This is a genomic window from Amycolatopsis sp. NBC_01286, assembly GCF_035982555.1.
In the GTDB taxonomy this organism is placed as follows: Bacteria; Actinomycetota; Actinomycetes; order Mycobacteriales; family Pseudonocardiaceae; genus Amycolatopsis.
Genome location: NZ_CP108428.1, coordinates 1,650,147 through 1,667,328, shown reverse-complemented (window position 1 = coordinate 1,667,328; position 17,182 = coordinate 1,650,147). Strand labels below are relative to the sequence as shown.

The window sequence follows — 17,182 nt, the reverse complement described above, 5'->3', positions numbered from 1 at the left end:
CTCAGTCCAGAAATCGGCGCGATTTTGCGCTGCAACAGTGGGAGAGCCCAGTGCGGCTCGTCACCACACTGATCCGTTTTGAGAAGTTAAGGACAGAAGCATGACCAAGCACAGCAAGGCTTACCGCCAGGCTGCGGAGCTGATCGACAAGGCGCGGCTGTACGCGCCCCTCGACGCCGCGAAGCTGGCGAAGGAAACCTCCAAGACCAAGATGGACGCGACCGTCGAGGTCGCGATGCGTCTCGGTGTGGACCCGCGCAAGGCCGACCAGATGGTCCGCGGCACCGTGAACCTGCCGCACGGCACCGGTAAGACCGCCCGCGTCATCGTCTTCGCGGTCGGCGACAAGGCCGCCGAGGCCGAAGCCGCCGGCGCCGACGCGGTCGGCACCGACGAGCTGATCGAGCGCATCCAGGGTGGCTGGCTCGACTTCGACGCCGCGATCGCGACGCCGGACCAGATGGCCAAGGTGGGCCGCATCGCCCGCATCCTCGGCCCGCGTGGCCTGATGCCGAACCCGAAGACCGGCACCGTGACCCCCGCGGTCACCAAGGCGGTCCAGGACATCAAGGGCGGAAAGATCAACTTCCGCGTCGACAAGCAGGCCAACCTGCACTTGGTGATCGGCAAGGCTTCCTTCGACACCGAGAAGCTGGTCGAGAACTACGCGGCGGCGCTGGACGAGATCCTCCGCGCCAAGCCGTCGTCCGCGAAGGGCCGTTACCTGAAGAAGGTCACCTTCGCCACGACGATGGGCCCGGGCATCCCGGTCGACCCGCTGCGGACTCGCAACCTCCTCTCCGAGGACGCGAACGTCTGAGTCGGACATCACCGGAAAGGGCGCTCCCGCTTGCTGCGGGGGCGCCCTTTCTTCGTGTCTCATGGACGTCATGCCGACTTTCGCGTCGTTCGACGGGCTCCAGCTGAACTACACCGTGTGGGAGGGCGACGGCACCGCCCGCCCGGTGCTGCTGCAGCACGGTTTCGCCGCCGACACGAACGCGAACTGGATCGCCACCGGCGTCGTCGCCGCCCTGCGCAAGGCCGGCCTCACGGTCATCTCCCTGGACGCCCGTGGCCACGGCCGCTCAGAGAAGCCCCACGACGAGTCCCGCTACACCGAGACGACGATGGCCCGCGACGTCTCAGCGTTGCTGGACGAGCTGGCCCTGGACGAGGTCTCGATGGTCGGCTACTCGATGGGCGCGATCATCGCCCTGGCAGCAACGGCGGCGGACAAGCGCATCCGCCGCCTCGCGACGGGCGGAGTGGGCTCAGGCATCGTCGACTTCGGCGGGGTAGACCTCCGCGTCGTCAAGCCGGCCGACATCGCCTCGGCTCTGCTGGCGGAGGACCCGACAACGGTCCCACCATCCGGAGTCCCCTTCCGCCTACTGGCCGACGCCGTTGGCGGCGACCGCCAGGCCCTGGCGGCGGTGGCACTGGCGTCGCGCGAGGGAGTGGTGGACCTGTCGGCCATCGGCGTCCCGACACTGGTACTGGCAGGCGACCAGGACGTCTTGGCAGCAGAACCCGAACGCCTGGCGGCGGCGATCGCCGGAGCGCGCCTGGTCCGAATCCCGGGCGACCACATGACGGCGGTCATGGCCCCGGCGTTCTCGGAGGCCTTGGTGTCGTTCCTGTCGGCCCCGCACCCGCGCTGAGGCGGCCCGGCCTCAGCCGGTGGGCGAGGTCGTGGGCGTGGTCGGGACCCCACTGCACTTCGCGGGGCCGATGGCGTGGCCGGTGATCAGCCACTGGTCCTTCTCGACCTTCGTGACCGTGAAGACCCCCAGCGCGGGCCCGGCCTTGATGTCGAAGGTGCAGGAATCGATGGTGACGGTGTTGCCCGGCAGGGGTTCCGAGATGTACGACGGCAACGACTCGGCGTAGTCGTTCTTGTTCGTCACCTGAGACGAGAGGAACTCGACGGCCTTCTTGCAGTCGGTCTGGGCGGCGTTCTGCCGGAAGGTCTGGGCGATGTCCTGGGCGAACTGGGTCTGGATGTCGTGCTGTCCCTCGTTCTGGAAGCGGCCGCACGCGTCGTCCACCCGGCCCTGGGCGATGTTGTGGTAGACGAACCGCACGGCCTCGTACGGGTTCGTCGAGTAGATGTGGTTCGTGTGGTAGGTCCCGCCGCCCTCTTGGGCCAGTTCGGCCGACGACTTCCCTGCGTCACTGGGGAAGTAGTGGTTGTACAACCACGTGCCCGCCACCACCAGGACCACGAACGCCAGCACCCACGCGATGATCTTCTTGCCCAGCCACGTCAGCCACTTCGGCGCTGGACGTCGGCGGCGCTCCGCCGGGACGAGTTCGTGTGACGGGCCCGGCGGGAGCGGGGGCTGACCGCCGCCTGAGTACTGCGTGGCCGGGTAGCCCTGGGGCGCCTGGACCTGCCCCGCTCCAGGTTGTGGCGCCGGCTGGTTGCCCTGCTGGGTCTGGGTGAACCTCAGGTAGTCCTGGAACTGCTGGAACTGGCGGAACTGCTCCAGCTCCGCCGGATCGACCGGCGTTGGAGAAGGCGGCGTAGCGGGCGTGTTCGAGCCCGCCGGTTCGACTTCCGCGCCCGGCTTTCCGTCATCACGCTGCTCCGCCACGTGACCATGATGCCCTCCGGAGCACGCGAAGGAACCCCCAGCCGCCCTAAACGCAGGTCAGCGGAGGGGGCGAACGAAGCCCGTCAAACCGACCAGCTATAGTTACCGACAGTTCTACCGAAGACCGCTGGTTATCCGAGTGCCCCCACGGACACGAGGAACGAAGGCCCCGCATCGCCGGGCGGCCCGCGCAGGAGGAACGAGGCCGGACACACTCGTGTGCCCATCAACGCCCCGCGCCTGTTGCGCGAGGGCGTTTTGTCGTTTCGGGGGCTCTTCGGGCCAGTGGAAACACTAGCCAAGAGAGGAGGCGACCATGGCGAAGCCCGACAAGGTGGCGGCCGTCGCCGAGATCGCGGAGAGCTTCCGCAGCAGCTCGGCCACCGTCGTTACCCAGTACACCGGCCTCTCCGTGTCCCAGCTGTCCCAGCTGCGCCGCGCTCTCGGCACCAGTGCCAAGTACCGGGTCGCGAAGAACACCCTCGTCAAGCGGGCCGCCGAGGACGCCGGCGTCACGGGGCTCGAAGACCTGTTCGTCGGCGCGACCGCCATCGCCTTCGTCGAGGGTGAAGCGGTCGACGCCGCCAAGGCGCTTCGCGACTTCGCGAAGGACAACAACGCGCTTGTGATCAAGGGCGGCTACATGGACGGCAAAGCGCTGTCCGTGGACGAGATCAACAAGATCGCCGATCTCGACAGCCGTGAGGTCCTGCTCGCCAAGGCGGCGGGCGCGTTCAAGGCGAAGCTGTCCCAGGCCGCCGCGCTGTTCCAGGCGCCGGCGTCCCAGGTCGCCCGCCTGGCTGCCGCGCTGGAGGAGAAGCAGCGCAACGCCACCGGTACCGAAGCAGCCGAAGCACCCGCCGAGAGCTGATCCACCCCCCATCCCGAACGTTTTCTTAGTTCGTTTTTCTGAGAGGAAGCCATCATGGCGAAGCTGAGCACCGCCGAGCTGATCGACGCCTTCAAGGAGCTCACCCTCCTCGAGCTGTCCGAGTTCGTGAAGGAGTTCGAGGAGACCTTCGACGTCACCGCCGCTGCCCCGGCCGCTGCCGCCGCGCCGGTCGCCGCCGCTGCCGCCCCGGTCGAGGAGCAGGACGAGTTCGACGTCGTCCTCGAGGGCGCGGGCGACAAGAAGATCCAGGTCATCAAGGTCGTCCGCGAGGTCGTCTCGGGTCTGGGCCTGAAGGAGGCCAAGGAGCTGGTCGAGGCCGCTCCCAAGGCCCTCCTGGAGAAGGTCGACAAGGAGGCCGCCGAGGCCGCCAAGGAGAAGCTCGAGGCTGCGGGCGCCAAGATCTCCATCAAGTGATCTCGGGCGCGTAAGCGCCTACGCACCACCTCGTGAAGGGGCGGGCACCCACCGGGTGCCCGCCCCTTCGCTGTGCGATCCCCTAGGAGCGGTGTCCGGTCGGCCCCGGGGTCCCTAAATCGTGGGTTCGGGGCTCGGTTGCCCTGCGACCACGCATTCCGTCGACTAAGTTGCCGCTAGTTGCCGATCACGGCGGGGTGACGATGCCGTCGGGGCTGGCCAGAAAAGAAAACTCGTGAGTAACCTGTTCGCACTCAGCTCGTTGCACCTGGTTGACGCGGGTTCTCGGGGCCCGGAGGCCCACATCCGCCGCCGACGTGGGGTGGCATGGGTGTGGCAGCGGGCGCAATGACGCGGAACAGCTCCTGGAGGTGCGATGGGTGCCGAGGTGGTCATCGAAGGTCTGACGAAGTCCTTCGGTAAGCAGGCCATCTGGCGGGACGTCACGTTGACGCTGCCTCCGGGCGAGGTGTCGGCGATGCTCGGCCCGTCGGGAACCGGTAAGTCGGTGTTCCTCAAGTCGATGATCGGGCTGCTCAAGCCGGATCGCGGCCGCTGCGTGATCAACGGGGTGGACATCGTCACCTGCTCCGAGCACAAGCTCTACGAGATCCGGAAGCTCTTCGGCGTCCTCTTCCAGGACGGCGCGCTGTTCGGCTCGATGAACCTCTACGACAACGTCGCGTTCCCGCTGCGGGAGCACACGAAGAAGTCCGAGACCGAGATCCGGCAGATCGTCCGCGAGAAGCTCGAGATGACCGGTCTCGCCGGCGCCGACAAGAAGCTGCCGGGCGAGATCTCCGGCGGGATGCGCAAGCGCGCCGGCCTGGCCCGTGCGCTCGTGCTGGACCCCGAGATCATCCTGGTCGACGAGCCGGACTCCGGCCTCGACCCGGTCCGCACCACCTACATCTCGCAGCTGTTCCTCGACGTCAACGCGCAGATCGACGCGACGTTCCTGATCGTCACGCACAACATCAACCTGGCCCGGACCGTGCCGGACAACCTCGGCATGCTCTTCCGCAAGGAACTGGTCATGTTCGGCCCGCGCGAGGTGCTGCTGACCAGCGAGGAGCCGGTCGTCAAGCAGTTCCTCAACGGCAAGATGCAGGGTCCGATCGGCATGTCCGAGGAGAAGGACTCCGCGCAGATGGCCGCGGAGCAGGCGATGTTCGACGCCGGGCACCACGCGGGCGGCGTCGAGGACGTCACCGGCGTGCCGCCGCAGATGCAGACGACGCCGGGGGTGCCGACCCGGATGGGCGCGGTCCGCCGCAAGGACCGGGTCATGGAGATCATGCACCGGCTGCCGGACGCCGCGCAGCAGAGCATCATCGCCTCGCTGAGCCCCGAGGAGCAGCGCCACTACGGCGTCAGCCCGCGGCAGGTGGCGCAGGCCCAGCAGCAACAGCAGCAGGTCCCGGCCGGCGCGCGCCAGGGTGACGGCGTCCCGAACCAGCACCACGGCCAGCTGCCCGCCGACCAGGTCGCCCGGATTCCCGGCGGCCAGCAGCCGAGACCCGGTGGCTCGCACCGGATGCCCCCGCCGCCGAACAACGGGCCAGGTGGCAGGTGAGCTCTCCCGCTTCACAGGCGAAGATCCCCGGGATCGGCATCCTCCGCGAAACCGGGAACCTGTTCGCCCTCGGCCTCGACATCGTTCGTGGCATCTTCCAGCGCCCGTTCCAGCTGCGGGAGTTCATCCAGCAGGCCTGGTTCATCGCGAGCGTGACGATCCTGCCGACGGCTCTCGTGGCCATCCCCTTCGGCGCGGTCATCTCGCTGCAGTTCGGTTCGCTCGCCCGCCAGCTGGGCGCGCAGTCCTACACCGGCGCGGGCTCCGTGCTCGCCACCGTGCAGCAGGCCAGCCCGCTGGTCACCGCGCTGCTGGTGGCGGGCGCGGGCGGCTCGGCCGTCTGCGCCGACATCGGCGCCCGGACCATCCGCGAAGAGATCGCCGCGATGGAGGTGCTGGGCGTCTCCGCGGTGCAGCGGCTGATCGTCCCGCGCACCCTCGCGATGATGCTCGTCGCGCTGCTGCTCAACGGCATGGTCAGCGTCATCGGCGTGCTGGGCGGCTACTTCTTCAACGTCGTGCTGCAGGGCGGGACGCCGGGTGCGTACCTGGCGAGCTTCTCGGCCCTGGCCCAGCTGCCCGACCTGTGGGTCGGTGAACTGAAGGCGCTGATCTTCGGGTTCATCGCCGCCGTCGTCGCGTCCTACCGGGGTCTCAACCCCACCGGCGGCCCCAAGGGCGTCGGGGACGCGGTGAACCAGTCGGTGGTCATCACGTTCCTCATGCTGTTCGTCGTGAACTTCGTGATCACCCTGATCTACCTGCAGATCGTGCCCGGAAAGCTGGACTAGCGCCATGACGTTCCTCCAGGGCGCGAAACGCGTCGCCAACCGACCGCTCCAGACGCTGGACACCCTCGGTGACCAGATGTCGTTCTACGGCCGCGCGCTGCTGTGGACGCCGCGGACCCTGCGCCGCTACACCAAGGAAGTCCTCCGGCTGCTGGCCGAGGTGAGCTTCGGTTCCGGCTCGCTGGCGGTCATCGGCGGCACGGTCGGCGTGATGGTCGGCCTGACGCTGTTCACCGGTGTCCTCGTCGGCCTCCAGGGCTACTCGGCGCTGAACTCGATCGGGACGTCGGCCTTCACCGGCTTCCTGACGGCGTTCTTCAACACCCGCGAGATCGCGCCGCTGGTCGCCGGCCTGGCCTTGAGCGCGACGGTCGGCGCCGGGTTCACCGCGCAGCTCGGCGCGATGCGGATCTCCGAGGAGATCGACGCGCTCGAGGTGATGGGCGTGCCGAGCCTGCCGTACCTGGTGACGACCCGGATCATCGCCGGCTTCGTCGCGGTCATCCCGCTCTACATCATCGGCCTGCTGAGCTCGTACCTCGCGTCGAGACTGGTCGTGATCTACATCTACAACCAGTCGGCCGGTACCTACGACCACTACTTCGACTTGTTCCTGCCACCGCAGGACGTGCTCTATTCGTTCATCAAGGTGCTGCTCTTCAGCGTCCTGATCATCCTGTCGCACTGCTACTTCGGGTACCGGGCGACCGGTGGCCCGGCCGGTGTCGGCGTGGCGGTGGGCAAGGCGGTCCGGCTCTCGATCGTCACGGTCTCGATCATGAACTTCTTCATCGGCTTCGCCATCTGGGGAACCGACGTCACGGTAAGGATCGCGGGATGACCACGTTGCGACGCAGGCTGCTGGGCCTGCTGCTGGTCGCCGTGATGGTCGGCGGCGTGGCGCTCTCCATCGCGCTCTACGACAAGGCCTTCACCTCGTTCGTCACGGTGAAGCTGCGGGCCGACAAGATCGGCAACCAGCTGATCCAGCAGTCCGACGTCAAGGTCCGCGGGCTCATCGTCGGCTCGGTGAAGGACATCTCGGCCACCGGCGACGGCGCGGAGCTGACGCTCGCGCTGAACCCGGAGTCGGCGAAGCTGATCCCGGAGAACGTCTCGGCGCGGTTCCTGCCGAAGACGCTCTTCGGTGAGCGCTTCGTGTCGCTGGAGATCCCCGCCAAGCCGTCGGCGAAGACGCTGGCCAACGGCGACGTGATCCCGCAGGACCGGACGTCGAGCGCGGTCGAGCTGGAGCAGGCGTTCTCGCACCTGCTGCCGGTGCTGCAGGCGGTCCAGCCGCAGAAGCTGTCGGCGACGCTCACCGCGATCTCGACCGCGCTGTCCGGCCGCGGCGACCAGCTCGGTGACACGCTCACCCAGCTGGGCAGCTACATCGGTGAGCTGAACCCGCACGAGCCGGAGCTGCAGCACAACCTCAAGGCGCTCGCGGAGTTCTCCGACCACCTCAAGGACTCGGCGCCGGACCTGGTGCAGAGCCTCGACAACCTGAGCACGACGACCCGCACCGTGGTCGACCAGCAGCAGAACCTGTCGAACCTCTACGGCACTCTGACCCAGGCTTCCGTGGACCTGCAGACGTTCCTGCAGAACAACAAGGACAACATCATCTCCCTCGCCTCCACCGCCCGGCCGACGGCCGAGCTGCTGGCGAAGTACGCGCCGGAGTACCCCTGCGTGATCTCCCAGATGGCCAAGAACGTCCCGCTGATCGATCAGGCGCTGGGCAAGGGCACCGACCAGCCCGGCCTGCACGCGACGATCGAGGTCGTCGTGCCGCGCGCGCCCTACGAAGCGGGCAAGGAAGAGCCGCGGTTCGACGACAAGCGCGGCCCGCGGTGCTACGACTCGGACAAGCTGCCGAACCCGTTCCCCTCGGAGCCCCCGGACGGCGCCTTCAAGGACGGCACGAAGCACCAGACCGCGCCGAAGACCGTCGGTGAAGGCCTCAACCCGGCCAACTTCAAGGCCGACGCCACCGGCAGCAACGGCTCCGGCGGCAACCTGGCCTACTCCACGGCGGAGCAGGGCTTCCTGGCCGACCTGCTCGGCCCGCAGCTCGGCATGAACGCCGCGGACGTCCCCAGCTGGAGCGCGCTGCTCGTCGGCCCGCTGTACCGGGGCGCGGAGGTGACGGTCAAGTGAGGGGCCTGCTCGCACCGCTGATCAAGCTCGGCGTCTTCGTGGTCGTCACCGTGCTGTTCACGACGATCCTCGGGATCAGCATCGCCAACATCAACACGACCAGCACCAACGCCTACAAGGCGCGCTTCACCGACGCGACGCTCCTGCTGCCCAACGACGACGTCCGCATCGCCGGCGTCCGGGTCGGGCAGGTCAAGGACGTCAAGATCGTCGACAAGCGCCAGGCCGAGGTCGAGTTCGAGGTCGACGCCGGCCGGCAGCTGCCGGCCGGGGTGACCGCGCAGATCAAGTTCCGCAACCTGGTCGGCCAGCGCTACGTCTCGCTCGGCGAGGGGGCCGACACCTCCGGCAAGACGCTCGGCCCCGGCGGCACCATCCCGCTGGACCGGACCCAGCCGGCGCTGGACCTGACCGAGCTGTTCAACGGCTTCAAGCCGCTGTTCACCGCGCTCAACCCGGACGACGTCAACAAGCTGTCCTACGAGGTCATCCAGGTCCTGCAGGGCGAGGGCGGCACCGTGGAGAGCCTGCTGTCGCACACCGCGTCGCTGGCCACCACGATCGCCGACAAGGACCAGGTCATCGGCCAGGTCATCGACAACCTCAACTCGGTGCTCGACACGGTCAACGCGCACACCCCGCAGCTCAACGACCTGATCGTGAAGCTGCAGCAGCTGGTGTCCGGGCTGGCCGCGGACCGCAAGCCGATCGGCGACGCGATCGAGAGCCTCGGCAACCTGGCCCAGACGACGTCCGGCCTGCTCGGCGAGGCCCGCGAACCGCTGAAGAACGACATCAGCGCGCTGGGCACGCTGACCGACAAGCTCAACAAGAACGAGCCGGAGCTGGAGCACTTCATCCAGTTCCTGCCGGAGAAGGTCAGCACGCTGACCCGCACCGCGGACTACGGCTCCTGGTTCAACTTCTACGCCTGCGAGTTCTCCGGGAGCGTCAGCTTGCCGCCACTGATCAACAACGTCGCGATCCCGCTGGTGCCCCTCAACCGGGAGAGGTGCACGGGATGAAGTCCTTCCAGAAGCGCAACCCCGTCCCGATCGCGCTGGTCGGCATCGCCGTCCTCGCGCTGGCGTTCATCGCCGCGCTGAACTCCGAGGACCTGCCGGTGATCGGCGGCGGCACGACCTACACCGCCGAGTTCAGCGAGGCGTCCGGGCTGCAGACCGACAACGACGTCCGGATCGCCGGCGTCAAGGTCGGCAAGATCAGCGACATCGAGCTCGACGGCGCGTCGGTGAAGGTGTCGTTCAAGGTCAAGGACGCCTGGCTGGGCGACCGGACGAGCGCCGCGATCAAGATCAAGACGCTGCTCGGGCAGAAGTACCTGTCGCTGGACCCGCAGGGTGAGGGCGCGCTCAACCCGGGCGCGGCCATCCCGCGGGACCGCACGATGGCCCCCTACGACGTCCTCGACGCGTTCCGCGGCCTCTCGCAGACCGTCGACGACATCGACACCAAGCAGCTGGCGCAGAGCTTCGACACCATCTCGGGGACCTTCGCCAACACGCCGCAGGACGTGAAGGGCGCGCTGTCGGGGCTGTCGAAGCTGTCCGACACGATCGCCTCGCGCGACAGCCAGCTGTCGAACCTGCTGGCCAACACCCGCGAGGTGTCGCAGACGCTCGTCGACCGCGACGCCGAGGTGCAGAAGCTGCTCACCGACGGCAACGCGCTGCTCGGCGAGCTGGCCAAGCGCGAGGACGCGATCACGTCGCTGCTCAACGGCTCCCGCGAGCTGGCGACGCAGCTGCAGGGCCTGATCGACGACAACGGCAAGCAGCTGGACCCGGTGCTCACCCAGCTCGACCAGCTGACGTCGATGCTGCAGCGCAACCAGGACGCGCTGGGCCAGGGCATCGCGAAGTTCGCGCCGTTCATCCGCGTCTTCACCAACACCATCGGCAACGGCCGCTGGTTCGACAACTACATCTGCGGCCTGGTCCTGCCGTCGTTCGGTCCGCTCAACGAAGAGGGGTGCTACACGAAATGAGTGACACCCGCTTCGGCCAGTCCCTGACCCGGGGCTTCACCATCGCGATCGTCCTCGCGCTCGTCGTCGCCGGCGGGATCTGGTGGACGCTCAAGGACGCCGGCCGCAACCACCTGACCGCGTACTTCGCCGGCACCGTCGGCCTGTACGAGGGCAACAGCGTGCGGATGCTCGGCGTCGACATGGGCACGGTCACCAAGATCCAGCCCATGGGCAACCAGGTGAAGGTCGACTTCGAGTACGACCGCTCGGTCGCCGTCCCGGCCGACGCCAAGGCGCTGATCGTGGCGCCGTCGCTGGTGTCGGACCGCTACGTCCAGCTGGCCCCGGCCTACACCGGCGGCCCGCGGATCTCCGACGGCGCCGTCATCGGCCTCGACCGCACCGAGGTGCCCCTCGAGGTCGACCAGCTCGCCGCCAGCCTGGCCAAGGTCAGCGAGACCCTCGGCCCCAACGGCGTCAACAAGCAGGGGTCGCTGTCGAACCTGCTGAACACCGCGGCGGCCAACGTCGACGGCAACGGCCAGGCCCTGCACGACACGATCACCAAGCTCGGCCAGGCGGCCGGCACGCTGGCCGGCAACAAGGACGACCTGTTCTCCACGGTCGAGAACCTCGGCAAGTTCTCGCAGTCGCTGGCCGACTCCGACAGCCAGGTCCGCACCTTCGAGGGCCAGCTCGCCGACGTCAGCGGCTACCTGGCGTCCGAAAAGGACAACCTGGCCGCGACCGTGCAGCAGCTGGGCACCACGCTCACCTCGGTGCAGGCGTTCATCGACCAGAACCACGACCGGCTCAAGTCCAATGTGGACAAGCTGGCCGGCATCACCAACGTGCTCGTCGACCAGCGCAGCTCGCTCGCCGAGATCCTCGACGTCGCGCCGGTCGGCCTGAGCAACCTGGTCAACACCTACAACGGCGCGGCCGGCACGCTCGACGCCCGGCCGAACCTCAACGAGCTGACCCAGCCGCCGCTGGTGATGATCTGCCGGCTGCTCAAGCAGGTCGGCACCAACAGCATCCCGGACGTGCTCGGCAACGCCTGCGAGAACATCGCCGGCGTGGTCGACAAGGTGATCCCGCTGCCGTCCCTGGCGCAGACCCTGCAGGCCCTGCAGTCCGGTCAGCTGCCGCCCTTGCCGCTGCCCATCGCCGGGCAGCTCTTCGGAGGTGGCCAGTGAGGAAGCTGCTGACCGTCGGAGCGCTGGTGACGGCGTCCGCGCTGGTGCTCACCGGCTGCTCGTTCAAGGGCATCTACGACCTGCCGCTGCCCGGCGGCGCCGACCTCGGCGACCACCCGTACACGGTGAACGTCGAGTTCCGGGACGTCCTCGACCTGACGCCGAAGGCGGGCGTGAAGGTCAACGAGGTGCCGATCGGGCAGGTCGAGAACGTCGGCCTCACCAAGGACGGCTGGCACGCGCTGGTGACCCTCAAGGTCAACGGCGACGTCAAGCTGCCGGCCAACGCGCTGGCCAACGTGAAGCAGTCCAGCCTGCTCGGCGAGAAGTACGTCGAGCTGGCTTCGCCCGGTGACGACCAGGCCCAGGGCAAGCTCGCCGACAACGCGACGATCCCGCTGGCCCGGACGAACCGCAGCGTCGAGGTCGAAGAGCTGCTCGGCGCGCTGTCCCTGCTGCTCAACGGCGGTGGTGTCGACCAGCTCAACACCATCACCAAGGAGCTCAACAACGCCACGTCGGGCCGCGAGCCGGACATCAAGGCGCTGCTGGACAACGCGAACCTGCTGGTCACCAACCTGGACAACCAGTCGAAGAACATCACCCGCGCCCTCGACGGGCTCAACCGGCTCTCCTCGACGCTCAACGACCAGAAGGACAAGCTGGTCGGCGCGGTCGACAACCTCGGGCCCGGCCTCGGCGTGCTCGAGTCGCAGCGCGGCCAGCTCGTCACGATGCTCAACGCGCTGAACAACCTCTCCGGCGTGGCCACCGAGACGGTGAACGCGTCGCAGAAGGACCTCGTCGCCGACCTGAAGGCGCTGACGCCGACGCTGCAGAAGCTCGGCGAGGCGGGCAACGACCTGCCGAAGGCGCTGCAGATCCTGCTGACGTTCCCGTTCAGCGACCAGGCCGTCAACGGCGTCAAGGGCGACTACTTCAACCTGTACGCCAAGGTCGACCTGAACCTGCAGAACATCGTCAGCAACCTGGGCAACAGCCGGCAGAACATCCTGAACGGGCAGCTCCCGCTCCCGGGCCTGACCGGTGGCGTCGAGGGCACGCCCGCCAACCAGCCGCCGCCGCTGCCGATCCCCGGTGACAGCGGTCAGACGGGTCAACCCGGGAAGTCGTCCGGCCTGTCCGGGCTCTTCGGTCTCCTGTCGGGAGGTAACGGCTGATGCTGGTGCGCAGGACGAGGTTCCAGCTGGTCGCGTTCGCGATCATCTCGATCGCCGCCATCGTGTACGCGCTGATCCGGTTCGCCGGGCTCGGCACGGTGTTCGGCAACAGCGGTTACACGGTGAAGCTCGAGCTCAACGAGTCGGGCGGCATCTTCACCAACGCCGAGGTCACCTACCGCGGCTTCAACGTCGGCCGGGTGGGGGAGCTGCGGCTCACCCAGACCGGCCTGGAGGCGGACCTCGACATCGACCCGTCGGCGCCGCAGGTCCCCGCGGACCTCGACGCCGTCGTCGCCAACCGCTCGGCCGTCGGTGAGCAGTACGTCGACCTGCGGCCCAAGGGCGACAAGGGTCCGTACCTCGCGGCGGGCTCGGTCATCCCGGCGAACAAGACGACCACCCCGGTCAGCACCGACCGGCTGATCGGCGACCTCGACTCGCTCGCGGCGTCGGTCCCGGTCGACTCGCTGCGCACCGTCGTCGACGAGTCCTACGACGCCTTCCAGGGCACCGGCGGCGACCTGCAGAAGCTGCTCGACACCGCGCGCAGCTTCACCACGACGGCGCAGCAGTACCTGCCGCAGACGATCCAGCTGCTCGACGCCGGCGGCCAGGTGCTCGACACGCAGAACGACGAGGCGCAGAACTTCGCGTCGTTCAGCAAGAGCCTCAACGAGCTCACCGGCACGCTGAAGAACTCCGACGGTGACCTGCGCAAGCTCATCGGCATCACGCCGCAGGTGGCGTCGCAGATCAGCCAGGTGCTGGCCGAGTCCGGCCCGGGCCTGGGCGCGCTGACGGCGAACCTGCTCACCACGGCCAACCTGACCGTGACCCGGCTGGACGGCATCGAGCAGGGCCTGGTGACCTACCCGGCGCTGGCCGGCGCGGCCAGCAGCGTGGCGCCGGGTGACGGCACCGCGCACCTCGGGCTGGTGCTCAACCTCTTCAACCCGCCGGCCTGCACCAAGGGCTACATCCCGTACCAGCAGTACCGGACGGGGGCCGACCTTTCGGCGAAGCCGGCGAAGGAAGACGCGTACTGTGCCGAACCGAAGGGCAGCCCGATCAACGTGCGCGGCGCGCAGAACGCCCCGTACAACGGGGTGCCGGTGGCGCCGAGCAACAGCGACGTCGCGGCGAACGCGAACCGGCCGGCCGACGAGCTGGCCGAGGAGCGGAACACGCGGGGCGTGCCCGGCATCATCGGCAGCCCCGGCGTCAGCCTCAACAGCCTGGGTTCGCTGCTCGGGCTCGCCTGACGCGGACTTGATGACCGTTACCTACCCTGGAGTGTTATGAGTTCGGACGAGCGGGCCGCCGTCGCGGTGGCGGAGCCCGAAGAGGAAGCCGGGGCGTCTTCGGCGGCGTCGTCGCCGAACGAGTCCTCCTCGCGGATCCTGGTGCTCGGGGCCGCGGCGCTGGCCTTGGCCGCGCTGATCGCCGCCGCGCTCTTCGGGATCCAGTGGTGGGCGGCCGCGTCCGACTCCAACGCCGGGCTGGCCGCCTCGCGCGAAGCCGTCGTCAAGGCGGGTACCAACGCGCTGAAGGCCTACACCGAGGTCGACTACCAGGACCTGGACGGCTTCTTCGCCCGGCAGAAGTCCGTCTCGGACGCCACGATGTCGCAGCAGATCGACCAGTCTGCGCCGACGTTCCGCAAGGCCCTCTCGGACGCCAAGACCAAGGTCACCACCGACGTCCAGGACATCGCCGTCGAGGAGCTCGACGACCACGAAGGCAAGGCCAGCTTCCTCGCCGCGATCGCCACGACCGTCACGCAGGGGGACAAGAGCAGCGCGAAGCCGCTGCGCCTCGAAGTGTCGATGACCCGCGTGGGCGACGACTGGAAGCTGTCCGGCATCGACAGCGTCCCCCTCGTCGCGGCCGGCCAGTAGAGCGTCACCCAGAAGGAGCTGTAGTGCCCCCCTCCCGCCGCCAGCCGCCCCGCAGCACCCCGCCGGTGCGCCGGCCCCGCGTGGCCGGGCTGCGCAAGCCCTCGACGGACGAGTCGCCCGCCGAGCGGACCGGCCAGCTTCCCGCCGTGCCCGAGTCCGCTTCGCCGCCGGCCGAGACGCGCAAGCCGCGGCCGCGCCCGGCACCGCGGCCGGTGCCCCGGCCCGTGGCGAAGCCGCCGGCCGAGGAGCCGTTCGAAACGGCCGGCGGCTTCGCCACGGCGCCCGCCGAGGACACCGCCGTGTTCGCCGCGATCGGCACCGACGAGGACCCGAAGGTCGACGCGCTAACGGGCGAGCCGGCGGCCCCCGCGGACGTGGACGCCGACGTCGAGGCCGAGCCGGTCCGCCCGGCGCCGCGGCGGAAGAAGCGCGACACCGGGATCGCGAAGCCGACCGAGGTCGACGAGGTCCCCGAGGAGTCCGCCGACAAGCCGGCGGGGCTCGCGACGTCCCGCGCGCAGCGGCCGTACCTCGTGGCCGGCGCGCTGGTGCTCGTCGCGCTGGTCCTGGGCGGGCTGGCGTTCTTCTTCAAGATGGAAGAGGTCCAGGTCTCGAACGCGACCAGCAACACCGCGCTGCTGGACGTCGCGAAGACCGCGCAGGTGAAGGACGCCGTCTCGAAGGCGGCCGAGTCCCTGTTCTCCTACGACTTCAACAACATCAAGAAGACCGAGGACGCGGCGAACGACCTGCTCGCCAACGACGACGTCCGCAACAAGTACAACTCGCTCATGGGCGAGGTGAAGCGGCTCGCGCCGGCCCAGAAGATGATCGTGACGTGCAAGGTCACCCGGGCCGCGGTGATCATGCTCAACGACGACCTGGCGAAGGTGATGGTCTTCGTCGACCAGACCTCGACCCGCACGGACACCAAGAAGACGACCGCCGGCACCGCCCAGCTCCACCTGAACGCCCAGCTCCAGGGCGACAAGTGGAAGATCACGGACATGGACACGTACAACGCGCCCAAGGTCCCGGCCGCGACCGCGGTTCCGTCGTCGTCGGCCCCGGCTTCGCCGTCTCCGACGAAGTAAAGCCGCCGGGCGACGGGCGCTGCCGCTCGTCGATCCCGGGGCGCCGGCGGTGCGCAGCGGGCGGTAGTCCCGCCGCTACGGTGGGCCGATGGGATTCGAGCAGGCGCACGCCAGCCTCGTCGGCCTAGCGGTCGGTGACGCCTTCGGTGCGCAGATACTCCTGCCCGGCGACCACCCGGACGTCGCCGGCCGGCGACTGCCGGCCGCGCCGTGGACCTGGACCGACGACACCGAGATGGCGTGTTCGATCGTCGCCGTCCTGGCGCGGCACGGCCACCTCGACCAGGACGCCCTCGCCGCCTCGTTCGCCGAGCACTTCGACCCCGGCCGCGGCTACGGCCCCGGCGCGGAGTGGCGCCTGACCCGGATCAAGGCCGGGCAGCCGTGGCCGGAGGTCGCCGAGCGCGACGGCCGCGGCTCCTGGGGCAACGGCGGCGCGATGCGCGTGGCCCCGCTGGGCGCGTGGTTCTGCGACCAGCTGCCGCAGGCGCTGCGCCAGGCCGAGCTGTCCGCGGTGGTGACGCACTCGCACTTCGAAGGCGTCGCGGGCGCGGTGGCCGTCGCGGCGGCGGCCGCGCTGCGGGCCGCGTCGCCCGGACTGGCCGGCGCGGACCTGCTGGACGAGGTGATCCCGCTGGTCCCGCCCGGCCGGGTGCGCGACGGGCTGACGTGGGCCCTGAAGTTCTCCGACGCCCGCGAGGCGGCCGCCAAGCTGGGCACGGGCCGCGAGACGGCCGCGCACGACACGGTCCCGCTGGCCCTGTGGATCGCGGCCCGCTTCGGCGACAACTTCACCGACGCCCTCTGGACGGCGGCCCAGGTGGCCGAGGACGTCGACACGGTGTCCGCCATCGTGGGCGGCGTCCTGGCCGCGGACGGCACGCCGATCCCGGACCAGTGGCTGGAGGCGTGCGAGCCACTGCCGGAGTGGGTCGGCCTCACCGGCCGCACCTGAGCAGCCCGACACGCCCGGCTGACGGCACTCGGCGCCCCAACGAGCCGACGCGGGTCCGGCTCACCGGCCGGGTCCGAGCGCCCCGGCACGACCGGTCGACGGCCCCGGAGGACCGGTGGGCGAGCTGTGACCCGCCCGAGTCACTCCGCTCGCCCCGCCGGACCCGTCTCGGCGGCCCTCGGCGACCTCCAGCGCCCCCGTCACCGACGACGGCGGCCGACCGGACCACCGACCCCCGTGGAGGCGCCGGGAAGCCCCGGGAAGAGCCCGGACGGGCCGGGGCGCGCGGGACTCCTGGTGCGGGTGTGACGTCGCCCCCGCGGGGCGTCAACCGCTCACGCAAACCGCCGCGACACGCCACCGATGGCGGAACCCGGGGCCGTCCGAAGTGGTCCGGAACGCCGGCCGCACGGCACGAGAACTCCG

17 protein-coding genes are annotated in these 17,182 nt (G+C 69.3%); 16 read left to right on the top strand and 1 reads right to left on the bottom strand.

The features are described 5' to 3' along the window. Positions 1 to 100: 100 nt before the first annotated feature. Positions 101 to 820: a 50S ribosomal protein L1 gene (rplA, locus tag OG570_RS07940; protein WP_326945995.1), complete on the top strand. Its 720-nt coding sequence runs from the start codon at positions 101 to 103 to the stop codon at positions 818 to 820. Between the two features lie 70 nt (positions 821 to 890). After that, entirely contained in the window at positions 891 to 1,664 is a 774-nt protein-coding gene (locus tag OG570_RS07935; protein ID WP_326956097.1) for an alpha/beta fold hydrolase, read from the top strand. 12 nt (positions 1,665 to 1,676) lie between these two features. Here OG570_RS07935 and OG570_RS07930 read toward each other — a convergent pair whose 3' ends face one another. After that, entirely contained in the window at positions 1,677 to 2,600 is a 924-nt protein-coding gene (locus OG570_RS07930; protein WP_326956096.1) for a hypothetical protein, read from the bottom strand. A gap of 316 nt (positions 2,601 to 2,916) precedes the next feature. Here OG570_RS07930 and rplJ point away from each other — a divergent pair, with 316 nt between their 5' ends. From rplJ to OG570_RS07860, 14 genes are all read left to right on the top strand, one after another. Then, positions 2,917 to 3,471, top strand: a complete 555-nt coding sequence (gene rplJ / locus OG570_RS07925; protein ID WP_247060478.1) for a 50S ribosomal protein L10 — start codon at positions 2,917 to 2,919, stop codon at positions 3,469 to 3,471. Positions 3,472 to 3,525: 54 nt separating this feature from the next. Continuing rightward, positions 3,526 to 3,906, top strand: coding sequence for a 50S ribosomal protein L7/L12 (gene rplL, locus OG570_RS07920; RefSeq protein ID WP_326945998.1), 381 nt, complete (start codon positions 3,526 to 3,528; stop codon positions 3,904 to 3,906). A gap of 376 nt (positions 3,907 to 4,282) precedes the next feature. Then, a complete protein-coding gene (locus OG570_RS07915; RefSeq protein ID WP_326945999.1) occupies positions 4,283 to 5,482 on the top strand; it encodes an ABC transporter ATP-binding protein in 1,200 nt (399 codons plus the stop codon). Continuing rightward, positions 5,479 to 6,273, top strand: a complete 795-nt coding sequence (locus OG570_RS07910; protein ID WP_247060481.1) for an MlaE family ABC transporter permease — start codon at positions 5,479 to 5,481, stop codon at positions 6,271 to 6,273. Before OG570_RS07915 ends, OG570_RS07910 begins: the two co-directional genes overlap by 4 nt. Positions 6,274 to 6,277: 4 nt before the next feature. Further along, positions 6,278 to 7,114, top strand: a complete 837-nt coding sequence (locus OG570_RS07905; RefSeq protein WP_003060266.1) for an MlaE family ABC transporter permease — start codon at positions 6,278 to 6,280, stop codon at positions 7,112 to 7,114. After that, positions 7,111 to 8,436 carry an MCE family protein gene (locus OG570_RS07900; RefSeq protein ID WP_326956094.1) on the top strand — a complete coding sequence of 442 codons (1,326 nt, stop codon included), beginning with the start codon at positions 7,111 to 7,113 and terminating at the stop codon, positions 8,434 to 8,436. Before OG570_RS07905 ends, OG570_RS07900 begins: the two co-directional genes overlap by 4 nt. Next, a complete protein-coding gene (locus OG570_RS07895; protein WP_326946001.1) occupies positions 8,433 to 9,461 on the top strand; it encodes an MCE family protein in 1,029 nt (342 codons plus the stop codon). Before OG570_RS07900 ends, OG570_RS07895 begins: the two co-directional genes overlap by 4 nt. After that, on the top strand, positions 9,458 to 10,444 hold the full coding sequence (locus tag OG570_RS07890) for an MCE family protein (RefSeq protein WP_247060485.1): 987 nt from the start codon (positions 9,458 to 9,460) through the stop codon (positions 10,442 to 10,444). The genes OG570_RS07895 and OG570_RS07890 overlap by 4 nt, the downstream gene beginning before the upstream one ends. After that, entirely contained in the window at positions 10,441 to 11,625 is a 1,185-nt protein-coding gene (locus OG570_RS07885; RefSeq protein WP_326946003.1) for an MCE family protein, read from the top strand. Before OG570_RS07890 ends, OG570_RS07885 begins: the two co-directional genes overlap by 4 nt. Further along, positions 11,622 to 12,806 carry an MCE family protein gene (locus tag OG570_RS07880; protein ID WP_326956092.1) on the top strand — a complete coding sequence of 395 codons (1,185 nt, stop codon included), beginning with the start codon at positions 11,622 to 11,624 and terminating at the stop codon, positions 12,804 to 12,806. The genes OG570_RS07885 and OG570_RS07880 overlap by 4 nt, the downstream gene beginning before the upstream one ends. Then, positions 12,806 to 14,071 (top strand): MlaD family protein, encoded by a 1,266-nt coding sequence (locus OG570_RS07875; protein ID WP_326946005.1) that lies wholly within the window; start codon positions 12,806 to 12,808, stop codon positions 14,069 to 14,071. Before OG570_RS07880 ends, OG570_RS07875 begins: the two co-directional genes overlap by 1 nt. A 36-nt stretch (positions 14,072 to 14,107) precedes the next feature. Beyond that, positions 14,108 to 14,707: a hypothetical protein gene (locus tag OG570_RS07870; protein WP_247060493.1), complete on the top strand. Its 600-nt coding sequence runs from the start codon at positions 14,108 to 14,110 to the stop codon at positions 14,705 to 14,707. A gap of 80 nt (positions 14,708 to 14,787) precedes the next feature. Next, positions 14,788 to 15,801 (top strand): hypothetical protein, encoded by a 1,014-nt coding sequence (locus OG570_RS07865; RefSeq protein WP_326959926.1) that lies wholly within the window; start codon positions 14,788 to 14,790, stop codon positions 15,799 to 15,801. 88 nt (positions 15,802 to 15,889) lie between these two features. Next, entirely contained in the window at positions 15,890 to 16,756 is an 867-nt protein-coding gene (locus tag OG570_RS07860) for an ADP-ribosylglycohydrolase family protein (RefSeq protein WP_326946006.1), read from the top strand. The last annotated feature ends 426 nt before the right edge of the window (positions 16,757 to 17,182 follow it).

Bases quoted from the DNA above. Each gene is read 5' to 3' on its own strand.
- rplA (WP_326945995.1), top strand. From the start codon at position 101: ATGACCAAGCACAGCAAGGCTTACCGCCAGGCTGCGGAGCTGATCGAC.
- OG570_RS07935 (WP_326956097.1), top strand. From the start codon at position 891: ATGCCGACTTTCGCGTCGTTCGACGGGCTCCAGCTGAACTACACCGTG.
- rplJ (WP_247060478.1), top strand. From the start codon at position 2,917: ATGGCGAAGCCCGACAAGGTGGCGGCCGTCGCCGAGATCGCGGAGAGC.
- rplL (WP_326945998.1), top strand. From the start codon at position 3,526: ATGGCGAAGCTGAGCACCGCCGAGCTGATCGACGCCTTCAAGGAGCTC.
- OG570_RS07915 (WP_326945999.1), top strand. From the start codon at position 4,283: ATGGGTGCCGAGGTGGTCATCGAAGGTCTGACGAAGTCCTTCGGTAAG.
- OG570_RS07905 (WP_003060266.1), top strand. From the start codon at position 6,278: ATGACGTTCCTCCAGGGCGCGAAACGCGTCGCCAACCGACCGCTCCAG.
- OG570_RS07900 (WP_326956094.1), top strand. From the start codon at position 7,111: ATGACCACGTTGCGACGCAGGCTGCTGGGCCTGCTGCTGGTCGCCGTG.
- OG570_RS07890 (WP_247060485.1), top strand. From the start codon at position 9,458: ATGAAGTCCTTCCAGAAGCGCAACCCCGTCCCGATCGCGCTGGTCGGC.
- OG570_RS07885 (WP_326946003.1), top strand. From the start codon at position 10,441: ATGAGTGACACCCGCTTCGGCCAGTCCCTGACCCGGGGCTTCACCATC.
- OG570_RS07875 (WP_326946005.1), top strand. From the start codon at position 12,806: ATGCTGGTGCGCAGGACGAGGTTCCAGCTGGTCGCGTTCGCGATCATC.
- OG570_RS07870 (WP_247060493.1), top strand. From the start codon at position 14,108: ATGAGTTCGGACGAGCGGGCCGCCGTCGCGGTGGCGGAGCCCGAAGAG.
- OG570_RS07860 (WP_326946006.1), top strand. From the start codon at position 15,890: ATGGGATTCGAGCAGGCGCACGCCAGCCTCGTCGGCCTAGCGGTCGGT.